The organism is Aeribacillus composti, from assembly GCF_007827555.1.
In the GTDB taxonomy this organism is placed as follows: Bacteria; Bacillota; Bacilli; order Bacillales; family Aeribacillaceae; genus Aeribacillus; species Aeribacillus composti.
On the sequence record NZ_VISS01000001.1, the window covers coordinates 66,527 to 79,438 of the forward strand.

The window sequence follows — 12,912 nt, forward strand, 5'->3', positions numbered from 1 at the left end:
TGACGATTGATGATGGAGCTGATTAAACAAAACAAATATACTAGCTTAAAAAAATATGTTCGATAAAAAGAGGGCGGCTGATATAGTGCCCTCTTCCTTAATTTACTTTCGGTTCTTGCTCCATTTCCCAAAGCTTTTCAAAGAAAGGCTGCCCTTTTATTAATCGTTCGCATAATTGTTCATGCTTTTGGGACCATCCGACAATCGCTTCTTCATAAAGCATAGTCCAAATTTCCTCAAAACCGAGTGATTGAATTTGACCATACATGTACGGATTCCATTCCGTATACCAATATTTCATTTCCGCCGTATTTTTTGTTGATTGCAATTGATCAAGAGCCATAAACAAAAGCTGTTTCAGCTGTCTTTCTTTGCGGGTTAATCCGTGCATATATTCAGGTGCAAGGGATAAAAGATGATAATCTTTTTTGTCTTTGTCATTTGTTTGTGAGAACTCGTATGATTCCGGCTCTAAATCCTTCACCATGTCATATACAAGCTGCTCTTGTCTTGGGATAAGCCGGCTTTTGCGAATTGGCGTCGTATATCCGATCGTATCTACTGCTAAAATGCCGTTGCCGTCCGTAACAACAAAGCAATAATCTAGCTGAATTCTCTCATGGTTTTTCCGGGCGTACGCCTTCTGGTAAACATCCTTTAAAAGTTTTTCAGGCAGTTCTTTTAAGTCATTTTCAATATAATCATAAAGTTCTTTACTCACTTTAATCAGCGGTACTTGGTCTAACAGTTCAACCTTATCATCCTTTCTCCATTCATGAAAATGACAAACATTATAACCATTTTCTTCTCCTTCAAACCAGTTTACCCAAACATCGTACAAATTCAGCATAATTAGCCCCCTTACTACAAGACTGTTTGTCATCATTATGGTCAGTGGAGAAGGTTTTTATTCCAAATTTTTCATTGCCCAAAAAACTTTTCATCATTACGTATTCCACTTTTGATCAATGCGGATTTCAGGCCTGTCAGCTTTCAGAAAAGGACCATTCATGCACTTTATAAAAGTAATTTTTCGGATGAAAAATATAGCCGTTTAACCGTTCAGGCAACGCCCGAAATTCCTTCGGATAGTATAAAACTGTATATGGCTGTTCATCCTCGATAATTTGAAATATCTCCTTGTAAATTTGTTTTCGTTCGCTTTCGTCCATTATTTTTCTAGATTTAGACAACAGCAGGTCGGCCTGTTCGTTTTCCCACCAAACAAAGTTCAATCCATATTCTCTCTGACTGGAATGGAAAATATCAAAATGATTCGGAAATTTAGATAACGACCATTCTAAAATCAACGCATCGTAATCCCAATTCGGCGGTGAAATTTGCTTAATTAAATCTTCCCATTCCCAAAACTCCGTTTTCACGTCAATTCCGATCTCTTTCAATTGTTTTTGCACGAGCAACGCAACTTTTTCGCGAACAACATTTCCTTTGTTCGTTTTTAACGTAAACGAGAAATCTTTTCCTTCTCGATCCAGTATGCCGTCCCTGTCCGTATCTTCCCATCCCGCTTCTTTCAGCAGCTTTTTTGCTTCTCTCCGGTTATACTTTAATGTTTGAATTTCGTCGGTAAAAATAGAAGCAATAGGCGTTTCTGGAATATGTGCTTCCTTTCCTTGTCTGTGCAAAATCTTGCGAACGATAGCTTTGCGGTTGATCGCCATCGTCAAGGCTTGCCTTACTTTTTTATCTTGAAAAAGTTCGTTTTTTTCATTCCAGCCGATAAACACATAAGAATGGGAAATGTTCGATTGAACGTCCAATCCTCTTAACCTTTTTATTTTTTTTACATTGGTTAGTTCTATTTCAGGGGCGTAATGAACCTCGCCGTTTTTCAGCTGTTCGTAAAGAGCTTCCTGGTTATGAACAATTTTATACTTGATTGATTTGATTCGAGGCTTCCCTAAAAAATAATGTTCATTTGCGGCCAGCTCTACGAATCCATTCTTTTCCCATTTTACGAACCGAAAAGGCCCAGTGCCCACAGGCTGTGATGTATTAAACTTATGCTCCTTTAATTTTGCAACCTGTACATTTTTCAACAAATGCTTCGGCAATATGCCGTATGATAATGTGACTGGAAGAAAGGAGGCGTCTTTTTCTCTTAAACGGAATTTCACTGTATACTTATCAAGCTTTTCAATGCTTTCAATCATTTCAAAGTCTGAACTTCTTTCGCCATTATAATCAGGGCTTAAAGGAATGCTGTAAGTAAAAACAACATCATCCGCCGTTAATTCTTTTCCGTCATGAAATTTGACCCCGCGCCGAATAGTGACCGTATATTCAAGTCCATTCTCAGATTGCTGAATCTTTTCAGCCAGATGCGGTTTCGGTCGCAGCTGCTCATCAACTGTCACCAGTCCATCAAAAAGCATCCCTTCTAACTGCGAGCTTGATTCATCTAGAGAATACAAAGGATTAAAAAGCTGCGGCGATTCAGTTGAACCGATTATAAATGTTTCCGGAACAATCAGCGGATCGAGCTCTTCCTCCTTTATCTCCTTAACCGTTGGTTGCGGCTTTCTATTATAATCCAGACTTGAGCAGCCATGTATAAGCAATAAAAACAAGAGAATCGATATATACAGCCATGGTCGTTTTAATCGTGCCAAATCCATTCCCCCATCATTGGAAGTTTCGTTCTATTTTTTATTCATATTCACAGTCTGTCCAAATTATTAATAAATATAGAAACAAAGGAGCCTATTCCTTTGTTTCATAGCTTTCTACGAATTGTTCGGCAGGCAAATAAAAGCTTTCTTTTGTTGAAAACGGTTTTTGTTTATAAAACGTTTGTACGATATCATATCCAATTGCGTATCCAAGCATGGTCGGATAAAAGCCTTTTCCGAACAAAAGCTGATCGAATAACGGATGGTCCCATTTTATGTCTTGATTCGGAACAATTAAATTTTTCCACCAGCTGTATAGTTGTCTCTTCGAATATTTTTTCACCCAATTTGTTACATGCTGCTCACCTATCGTTCTGTAAACCGTATGCTCCGCCAAACCTTCCAAAATAATCGCATCAAGAAGCGTATAGTCTTTTTCGTGCTTCGGATTTTTCCTAAGCCTGCAAATATGATGATATTCGTGAATCAATAGCGCAATGAGCTCATCATTTTTTACATCCGGCGATAAAAATAAAAACATTTTATCCTGAAAAGACAACCCCGAACGACCTTTAAAATCTCTCCCAAAAAAACTTTTTCGCTCTTCAACAGGAAAAATAAAAATAGGGACATCTGGACCGTTCCATCTTTTCTTTAACTTCAAAAAAATGTTATTTGCTTTTGTCCAAATATTCGAATCATCAGCCTTAACAAGCCAATGTTCATAGCCAGTTCGAAGCATGCCGTATTGTGACAGGTAGTGATGGATTTCCTCCGCTTGTAAATGGTGAAAATATTTCTCTAGCTTTTCACAAAGCTCGATTGGATTCCGGCTTTCCTTCAACCAGTTTTTTGTGTCAATAACTCCCAAATCTTCGCACCTCCTTTTCTACACTATTCATTAGAAAAGAAAGATGTTTGAATTTTTTTTTAAAAAGAAAAACCGCTACTGCCTGTTTAGGCAATAACGGTTTCATATAATCCTTAATTTCCTATAGGTTGACATCAGGCTTCTTCAAATTTCTTGAAAACGAGCGTGGCGTTATGTCCTCCGAAACCAAGGGAATTGCTGAGCGCCGCCCGAACTGTTTTTTGTTTAGCCTGATTAACAGCATAATCCAAGTCACAGTCAGGATCAGGTGTTTCATAATTAATTGTCGGAGGAATTATATTTTCTTTCACTGCTAAAATGGTGAAAATAGCTTCAACTCCTCCTGCTGCTCCAAGGAGATGACCTGTCATCGATTTTGTCGAGCTGACGGTTAATTGATAAGCATGGCTGCCAAAAACTTCTTTAATCGCCGATGTTTCAAATTTATCATTATATTCGGTGCTTGTTCCATGGGCATTAATATAATCGATATCTTCCGGTTTTAAGCCGGCATCTTGAATTGCCATTTTCATTGCACGTGCTCCGCCTTCTCCGCCAGGAGCCGGTTGTGTAATGTGATAGGCATCACCTGTTGATCCATAGCCGACGATTTCTGCATAAATGTTTGCTCCTCGTTTTAAAGCATGTTCCAGCTCTTCAAGAACAAGTATTCCTGCACCTTCTCCCATGACAAAGCCATCGCGGTTTTTGTCAAAAGGACGGCTAGCAGTTTTCGGATCAGGATTTGTCGACAACGCTTTTGCTGCACTGAAACCTGCAAAAGCCATCTTGGTCAGCGGCGCTTCTGTTCCGCCCGTAATCATCACATCGGCATCGCCACGTTGAATTACTTTAAAGGCATCGCCGATTGAATTTGATCCTGTTGCACAGGCAGTGACTGTACATGAATTTGGACCTTTCGCACCGATCGCTATGGACACCTGTCCGGCTGCCATATCAGGAATCATCATCGGAACAAAGAAAGGACTTACACGTCTCGGACCTTTTTCCAGAAAAGTTTCGAATTGCTGTTCATACGTCTCCATTCCGCCTATGCCTGAACCGATCCAAACGCCTACCCGTTCACGGTTTTCATTATTTATTTTTAAACCTGAATCTTCAAGCGCCATCAACGAGGCGGCTAATGCAAATTGTGTGAAGCGGTCCATTTTCCTCGCTTCTTTCCGATCCATAAAATCTTCAGGTTTAAAATCGTTTATTTCGGCGGAAACTTTGACAGGAAATATGTCTTTATCGACTCTCGTCAATTCTCCAATGCCTGATACACCTTTCAAAGCATTTTCCCAGCTTGTTTTCGCATCCAATCCAATCGGTGTCACGGCACCGATGCCTGTTACAACTACTCTACGTTTTTCCATATCATTACACCTCGCCTTTTTCGGTTTGTATGACGGAAAAAAAGCATTTTTATTTTTGATTGAATGATTTTACTGTCCCCATCTTAATGCAATGGCTCCCCATGTTAAACCTCCGCCGAAGCCGACCATCACAATAAGATCACCATCTTTTATTTTACCAGCTTTTACTTCTTCGTATAAAGAAATTGGTATTGATGCTGCGGAAGTATTCCCGTACTTGTGAATCGTCTTGGACATTTTCTCCTCCGGCAATTCAAGCCGTTGTCTGGCGGCTTCCATAATGCGGATATTTGCTTGATGCGGAATGAGAAAGTCAACATCTTCTTTCGTTAATCCCGCTTTTTCCAGTACATTAATGCTTGATTCTCCCATCTGCCGCACAGCAAATTTAAATACTTCACGCCCGTTCATCACAATATGGCCTTTTTCATATAAATGCTTGCCGCCGCTTCCGTCCGCTCCTAGCTCAAATGAGAGAATCCCTCTGTCATTACTTACCTCTCCTAAAACAACCGCCCCGGCACCATCCCCAAATAAAACACCTGTTGAACGGTCATTCCAATCCGTAATTTTCGAAAGCTTTTCGGCTCCAACGACAAGAATTTTTTTATAAGCTCCTGTTTGTATAAACTGCTCTGCCGTTGCCATCGCATAAATAAAACCTGAACATGCGGCGCTTATGTCCAAAGCAGCAGCCCGTTTTGCACCAAGTCTTTCCTGCAGAACACAGGCAACTGACGGAAAGGATTGATCAGGTGTTGCGGTCGCAACTATTATCATATCGATTTCTTCCGGGGAAATTTTTGCATCTTCAATGGCCTCTAATGCCGCTCTTGCGCCCAAATCCGATGTTTTCATATCATCTGAAGCAATTCTCCGCTCTTCAATGCCGGTTCTTGTTCGAATCCATTCATCAGACGTATCCATGATTTTTTCTAAATCATAGTTAGTCACAACTTTTTCCGGTATATAACGGCCTATCCCGATGATCCCAGCTCTCATCAAGAACATCTCCTTCACAAAAAATTATTATCAAATGTTATGACTTGGTACTAATTTTATATTATTTTTCTACTTATAGCAATATGCTTCATAACAGTTAACTACAGGTTTTCTTGTTTTTGACTGATAGATTGAGCTAATCGTCTATTACTTACTCAGTTTTGTTTCATAAAATAGGATGAAAAGGAAAAAAGAACGGAAGGTGAAACGGGAATGAGTGATGAAAACGTAAACGAGCGGCAGGAAGATGAAAAAGAGAAAGCAGAAGCACCAGAACCCGATTTTTTTACCCAATTTATGTTCGGCCGGCAGCTTCCGGTTCATTCTGAAAAAACTTCCGAAAAAAACGAGCAAAACGAGCAATCAGACTATCAAAAAATTTTTGAGCAAGTCGATGATATTGTGACAAAATTATCTGAGCTGAAGCCAATCATTAAAGAAATAAAGCCGTTCGTCAATCAAATTAAAAAACTATTTAAAAATTAAGGGGATGAATTCAACCATCCCCCAAAATTTTTATTTCACCATAGCATTATTCGTTAGGCAATTTCCCTGTTTTCTTATATTCTTCCACATATTTTAAAACTTTATTTTTAAATTCTTTATCTACTAGAGGGCTGAACTTCCCTAAATCAATCACACCATCTTGAAAATCAAAATATAAATTCCCGCTTTCCAGTTCGCCTTTTATAAATTTTTTTGCGACTAATAAATACAACTCATCCACATGCTGTACTGTGCTTGTTAAAACCATTTGTTCGCCCAAATCACTTTGATCTGAAACAAAGCCAATTGAATATATTCCTTTTTCCTTCACTTTTTCGATCACTGGCACGTTGTATCTGTCGCCTGCCGGATAAACAACATCTACATTTTCTGCGACAAGCTTATCGAGCTTCTCAAGCGCCAAGTCAACATGATCAAACCCTTGGACATATTCAATGTGAATGGTTACGTTTGGATTTTCAAATTGCGCCCCTTGATAAAACCCCTCCACTTCAGGCTGCCACTCAAAAGCGGCAATAATTCCGATTTCGTTTGTTTTTGTCATATGTGCTGCCACCATTCCTGCGAAAAAGCCCATGGCATGCGCCTCAAAATTTAAACTTGTGGCATTCGGGCCTTTTGCATCACCATTAAAAAAAACGAAATGAATATCTGGATATTGATCCAGCAAATCTCTAAAAAAACCCTCATATTCGTGACCGTGCCCGATAATTAAATTAACTCCCTTTCCGTGAAATTCTTCGACCGCCTCCCTCACCGCCGCTTCGGAATTCATTCCTTCTTTATAAAAAACATCTACATTCAGCTCAGACTGAATTTTTAACAGCCCTTTATACCCTTTTGTCCCCCAAACTTGATCATTAATCGTTTCAGGAACGAGCAAACCCACCTTTTTCAGTTTTCCTTTTTCTGATGCTTGTCCGCAGCCAACGAGAAATAATAAAATAAAAATGATCACAAACATTTTTTTATACATACCAAGCAACTCCTTTAAACCAGTGAACTGCATCATCATTGAAATGGTGAGGTTTCTCAATAATCGAAATGATTACATATCGATCTCAGCTAAGTTCAAAACGATCTTTTGAATTTACGGTCAATTTGATTGTCACGAAATATAGCTTATGAGGCGTTTCTCTAGGAAGCTTCCTCTTTAACACGATGTATATTTAGTACTAAAATTTTCACGTTTCACTTCATTCCTCTTTTATTTTGCTATACGCCGTCAATGAAGTAAAGAAATTTTATATTTAGGTATAAAGTCTGCGTGTATTTTGCAGGAAAAAATCTTTTAATTCTTGCAAACTCTTTTCAATGTTTTCGACCGTCTTTGGAACAACTAAATGATGTTCGCTTTTCGATATAGGCATGTAAATGTAATGAAAAATGTCAAAAAAGCTCATCACCTTCTTGATGCGCTCTTTGTCATCGGAAATCAAGTAAATTGTTTTTTTCGCAAACAAATCTTCGTCAAATTCTGTTAACACCGGAACTATTTCATCAATATGAAGAATGTCGCGAATGACAATTTTTTCATTCGCATTCGTCTTGGAACGGCTGATGCCTGTACATTCCAACAAACTGTTCGAAATCCAATGGCCTAGCGGCTGCCAAGGTCCGAAAACGGTTGGAAGATAAACAAATAAATAAGGGAAAGTCCATTTTTGTCCTATTTGCTGCATCCAGCTGTCAATTTCTTCATCCCTATCTTCCTGCGGATTCTCTCCTTCAAGAGAAAATATAAAAATAATCGGAGTCTGCTTGAGGGATGCGATTTCGACCGTTTTTTCCAATCGGTGTTTTTCAGCTTCATCGTCTATCGGTTGATGATCTGTTTGACAATAATAAATCAAATCATATTGCTTTTTGGAAGCATCCTCTATCCAGCTGTCTTCTTCCAATAAATGAAAATGTGCGTTCCGCCCGAGCCACATCATTTCTTCTTCGCATATTTTTTTTTGCAACGGATTTTTAGGAACGATTACCACTCCATCGACTAGTAATCCTTCCTCTACCAGTTTTGAACATATATGAAAGCCTTCAAATTGATGAACCCCAACAATTAAAATATGTTTACACTGCTTTAAGGCAGTTGACATTTTGAAAACCTCCTTTATGAAAAAACTATTATTGTATCGTATGCGAAAAAAGAAAAGATTAGTCCAATGCCCTTTTCAAACAAAAAGGGGGCAGCCTGCTCACTTATTGAGCATTTTCGCCCAGTCCTCAATTCCATTTCTATAAGATTCTTTCATGCTCTTTGTAAAAACTTCTTATCATATCATGGATCCGATTTATATTTTCCTGGAAATAAAATGTGAATTGAATTGGAGCTTTCAGCTGCTTTCTCCATTCCTCATATTTTTTTCCATGAATTTTATAGGAATAGCTTCCCCCGTTCATTTTCTGCCAGATGCCTACAGGTATTTTTGATACAAAGTCTTGTATACGGACAAAGGGATAATGGGTGACAGCTTTTTCTTCTAATTGGTAAGCTTTTGATAGTTCTTTTATCATTTGTTTGTAAAAAAATTTATTCTTTTTCTCTTCCGCTATTTGGGCTTTTATGTCCAAACAAGGATTGATCATCACCGATGAACGGATGGAATTTGGCATCTCTTCCATCAACTGCAGCGCAACGAGTGCTCCTATACCTTCAGACAGTATATGGATTTTTTTATTTAAAATTTCTTGTTTCATGACAAGATGATAAAGCTGTTTTGCCAACAAAACGGCGTGAGAGCTGCCCCAATGGCGTCCGTAAAGATTGGAATGAAACAATGTATATCCGCAGCTTTTTAACGTATTGATCAGCTGACGCCGCCCGTAATGCTCCAACCAGTAGCTTGAACCATTTTCAACAAAATGGGTTCGATCGCCAATGATCAAGATGCCGAATCCGTTCGGCTTTTCCGGAAGATGAATGACATTCCACTCGTTTTCAATTTGAAAAAATCTTTCCGAAACACCTTCCATTTGCCCACCACCTTTCCATCGATGACCTTTTATAATGTATGTACGAAATGTCAAAAAGGCTCGCAAAAAAATCGCGAAACAACCGTTTTCATGAAAAATGTTGTATGATAATATAAGTAAAGACAGGAATAAACGAGGTGAAGATAATGAGATATTTCGCAACATTTTTTTGGACGTTTTTGCTTGTCAACATGGCCAGCTATGTTGTTTCTTCCATGACAGGCTCTGCATTCCATTTTTCAACAGCAATTATAATCTCTGTTGTTTTTACCGTACTTCTCTTTATAATTGGGGAGTTAATTCCGGCTGAACCTTCAGAAGAGCATTAAGAATTTGTCGAAATTGGCGAATTGCCAATTTCTTTTTATTTAAAACGAAAATCAGCGATTAGATGCCTGCTGCTATCGGCGAAGCCTCACTTGTTACGCCATAATATAGACAAATTCAAAAAAAGGGGATAGTCTAATAAGTCATTTTTGGGCTTAAGACATCCCCTGTGATTTTTTGTTTTCAATGGAGATTTGTCTTTGGACAGACCCTTACCAGTTAACATATACGTCAGTATAATTAAGATTTCAGCCTAGCAAATTTACATGAAGCTGTTACGTATACGTCAGCACAACTAAGATTGGCGGAAAAACTTATAAATCACTACACTTTTCCAATTATAGTTTTCTAGTCTTTTAGGCAGAATCAGGCTTGCTTAGCTGTGCAATCTCCCCATGAAACTAGCCTGATAGGAATCTCGCCCTGTTTTTAGTCTCCGAATCAGATTCCCCGCCACCAGGACACAGTTTCCTATGTCTACATGGTCCGCACAAAAAAAAGAACCCTCCTCGATTGAGAAGGGTTTTAATATCCATTTATAGCTATTCTAATTTTGCTGCTCCGCTCTTCTCATGAGCATGCAAATCCGTTTTTATAACAATTTCTTCATTTTCTACCCCTAACAGAACTTGGTCACGATCATGAACGGTTCCAGCAATAACCGCTTTCGCAAGTTTTGTCTCTACATGCTTTTGAATAAACCGTTTCAGCGGCCGTGCGCCAAATACAGGATCAAATCCTCTTTTTGCAATGAATTCCTTCGCTTCATCTGTAATCTTTAGTGTAAGTTGTTTATGGGATAGGCGCGCTTGAAGCTCTTTTAAAAGTTTTTCTACTATTCCTTTTACTTCGTTCATTGTTAAAGGCTTGAACAGGATCGTGTCATCAATCCGGTTTAAAAATTCCGGCCGGAAATGCATGGAGAGCTCATCAAGAACTTTCTTTTTCGCTTCGTCTGTTATTTCCCCCTCATCATTTAAACCGGAGAGCAAATGCTGAGAACCGATGTTGGATGTCATAATGATCACTGTATTTTTAAAATCAACTGTTCTTCCTTTCGAATCGGTCACCCTGCCGTCATCAAGCATTTGCAGCAATATGTTAAACACTTCTGGGTGAGCCTTTTCGATTTCGTCCAGTAATATAACCGAGTACGGATGTCTCCGAACTTTTTCCGTCAGCTGTCCTCCTTCTTCATATCCGACATAACCCGGAGGTGCGCCGATCAGCCTTGAGACAGAATGTTTTTCCATATACTCCGACATATCAATGCGGACTATTTCGTCCTCGCTGTCAAAAAGCGCTTCTGCCAATGCTTTCGCCAGCTCCGTTTTCCCGACCCCTGTCGGACCTAAAAAGAGGAAGGAGCCGATCGGCCTGTTCGGATCTTTTATGCCTGCCCGCGCACGCAAAACTGCATCCGATACTAATTCAACTGCATCGTCTTGCCCGATGACCCTTTCTTTTAATATTTGTTCAAGCTTCAGAAGCTTTTCTCTTTCCCCTTGTACAAGCTTTGCTACCGGAATGCCAGTCCATCTTGACACAATACCGGCAATTTCCTCTTCTGTTACTTCCTCGCGAAGCATCTTGTTTTCCTCTTTCTGCTTCATTTCTTCTTCCAGCTGTTTGATTTGTTTTTCCAGCGCCGGAATTTTTCCATGGCGCAGCTCAGCCGCTTTGTTTAAATCGTATTCATTTTCAGCATCAGCTAAATCTCTGCGTGCTTTTTCCAGCTCTTCCCTCAAGCTTCTAAGCTGTTGAATACCTTCGACTTCAAGCTGCCATTTCGCCTTCATTTCATTTGCTTTCTCTTTTAAATTTGCAAGTTCCTTTTGCAACTCTTCCAATCTGATTCGGCTGATGTCATCCGTTTCTTTTTTCAATGCAGCCTCTTCAATTTCAAGCTGCATAATCCTTCTCGTCACTTCATCAAGTTCTGTCGGCATTGAATCTATTTCCGTGCGGATCATCGCGCATGCTTCATCGATTAAATCAATCGCTTTATCAGGCAGGAAGCGTTCTGTAATATAGCGGTGCGAGAGCTCACTCGCAGCTACAATCGCCGAATCATGAATTTTGACTCCATGATGGATTTCAAACCGTTCTTTTAGTCCTCGTAAAATAGAAATCGTGTCTTCCACAGACGGTTCGCTCACAAGCACCTGTTGAAAACGCCGCTCAAGCGCCGGATCTTTTTCAATATACTTGCGATGTTCATCAAGTGTCGTTGCTCCTATGCAGTGCAGCTCACCTCTCGCAAGCATCGGCTTTAACATGTTGCCGGCATCCATCGCTCCTTCTGTTTTGCCGGCCCCGACTATTGTGTGCAATTCATCAATAAATAAAATAATCCGTCCATCGCTCTTTTTAATTTCTTGCAAAACAGCTTTTAATCTTTCTTCAAATTCTCCGCGAAACTTGGCTCCCGCAATGAGCGAGCTCATATCTAAAGCAAATATTGTTTTATCTTTTAATCCCTCCGGTACATCTTTTCGTACAATCCGATGGGCTAATCCTTCCACGATCGCTGTTTTTCCAACCCCTGGTTCACCGATTAACACCGGGTTGTTTTTCGTTTTTCTTGATAAAATTCGGATCACGCGCCGAATTTCTTGATCACGGCCAATGACAGGGTCAATTTTTCCTTCTTTCACCTCTTTAACTAAATCACGGCCGTATTTCTCCAATACTTCATAAGTGCTTTCTGGATTAGGTGATGTCACCCGAGCATTCCCCCTTATTTCCTTTAACACTTTCAATATGGCAGCTTTTGTTAAGTGATATTGCTGAAAAAGCTCTCTCACTTCTTTTGAGCTCGATTCGGAAAATGCCAATATAATATGTTCAACTGATAAATAATCATCTTGAAAATCTTTCCTTATTTCGTCCGCTTTTGCAAAAGCTTCTGAAAGAGTACGGGAAATATAAATACTTACCTCACCGTTTCCGTGAACAGATATTTTCGGCTTTTTTTGTAAATACTCGTTGATCGCTGACTCAATTTGTTGTACAGGACATTTAAGTTTTTCTAAAATTCTTGGAAAAATCCCGTCAGACTGCCGCAGAAAAGCAAGTAAAATATGAAATTCATCCACTTCTTGATGTTCATGTTCTTTTGCGATTTTTTGAGCTTCTACCAGACCTTTTTGCAGCTTCTCCGTGAATTGATTTACATCCATACCGAAACGCCCCTATTTTGACTTTTTTTGACCTT

At 39.4% G+C, this 12,912-nt stretch carries 11 protein-coding genes; 2 read left to right on the plus strand and 9 right to left on the minus strand.

What is annotated here, in order from left to right:
* Positions 1-97: 97 nt before the first annotated feature.
* From FB379_RS00350 to FB379_RS00370, 5 genes are all read right to left on the minus strand, one after another.
* Positions 98-850 carry a YjbA family protein gene (locus tag FB379_RS00350; protein ID WP_144596617.1) on the minus strand — a complete coding sequence of 251 codons (753 nt, stop codon included), beginning with the start codon at positions 848-850 and terminating at the stop codon, positions 98-100.
* 136 nt (positions 851-986) lie between these two features.
* Positions 987-2,633 carry a peptide-binding protein gene (locus tag FB379_RS00355; protein WP_158640140.1) on the minus strand — a complete coding sequence of 549 codons (1,647 nt, stop codon included), beginning with the start codon at positions 2,631-2,633 and terminating at the stop codon, positions 987-989.
* Positions 2,634-2,724: 91 nt separating this feature from the next.
* A complete protein-coding gene (locus FB379_RS00360; protein WP_063387006.1) occupies positions 2,725-3,504 on the minus strand; it encodes a DUF2268 domain-containing putative Zn-dependent protease in 780 nt (259 codons plus the stop codon).
* A gap of 134 nt (positions 3,505-3,638) precedes the next feature.
* Positions 3,639-4,883, minus strand: a complete 1,245-nt coding sequence (gene fabF / locus FB379_RS00365) for a beta-ketoacyl-ACP synthase II (protein WP_063387007.1) — start codon at positions 4,881-4,883, stop codon at positions 3,639-3,641.
* A gap of 69 nt (positions 4,884-4,952) precedes the next feature.
* On the minus strand, positions 4,953-5,885 hold the full coding sequence (locus FB379_RS00370) for a beta-ketoacyl-ACP synthase III (RefSeq protein WP_144596622.1): 933 nt from the start codon (positions 5,883-5,885) through the stop codon (positions 4,953-4,955).
* Positions 5,886-6,098: 213 nt separating this feature from the next.
* Here FB379_RS00370 and FB379_RS00375 point away from each other — a divergent pair, with 213 nt between their 5' ends.
* Positions 6,099-6,371 carry a hypothetical protein gene (locus FB379_RS00375; RefSeq protein ID WP_063387009.1) on the plus strand — a complete coding sequence of 91 codons (273 nt, stop codon included), beginning with the start codon at positions 6,099-6,101 and terminating at the stop codon, positions 6,369-6,371.
* 46 nt (positions 6,372-6,417) lie between these two features.
* Here the strand turns inward: FB379_RS00375 and FB379_RS00380 are convergent, their stop codons facing one another.
* The 3 genes from FB379_RS00380 to FB379_RS00390 form a co-directional block, all read right to left on the minus strand.
* Positions 6,418-7,368 carry a BMP family ABC transporter substrate-binding protein gene (locus tag FB379_RS00380; RefSeq protein WP_066248363.1) on the minus strand — a complete coding sequence of 317 codons (951 nt, stop codon included), beginning with the start codon at positions 7,366-7,368 and terminating at the stop codon, positions 6,418-6,420.
* 274 nt (positions 7,369-7,642) lie between these two features.
* Positions 7,643-8,491 carry an NAD(P)-dependent oxidoreductase gene (locus FB379_RS00385; protein WP_144596624.1) on the minus strand — a complete coding sequence of 283 codons (849 nt, stop codon included), beginning with the start codon at positions 8,489-8,491 and terminating at the stop codon, positions 7,643-7,645.
* A 139-nt stretch (positions 8,492-8,630) separates the two neighbouring features.
* Positions 8,631-9,368 carry a hypothetical protein gene (locus tag FB379_RS00390; RefSeq protein WP_066248368.1) on the minus strand — a complete coding sequence of 246 codons (738 nt, stop codon included), beginning with the start codon at positions 9,366-9,368 and terminating at the stop codon, positions 8,631-8,633.
* 146 nt (positions 9,369-9,514) lie between these two features.
* On the opposite strand from FB379_RS00390, the gene FB379_RS00395 reads away from it, so the two are divergent.
* The gene (locus FB379_RS00395; RefSeq protein WP_063387013.1) at positions 9,515-9,697 is read left to right on the plus strand and encodes a YjzD family protein; all 183 of its coding nucleotides are present in this window, start codon (positions 9,515-9,517) and stop codon (positions 9,695-9,697) included.
* A gap of 540 nt (positions 9,698-10,237) precedes the next feature.
* Here the strand turns inward: FB379_RS00395 and clpB are convergent.
* Positions 10,238-12,877 carry an ATP-dependent chaperone ClpB gene (clpB, locus tag FB379_RS00400; protein ID WP_144596626.1) on the minus strand — a complete coding sequence of 880 codons (2,640 nt, stop codon included), beginning with the start codon at positions 12,875-12,877 and terminating at the stop codon, positions 10,238-10,240.
* Positions 12,878-12,912: the final 35 nt, after the last annotated feature.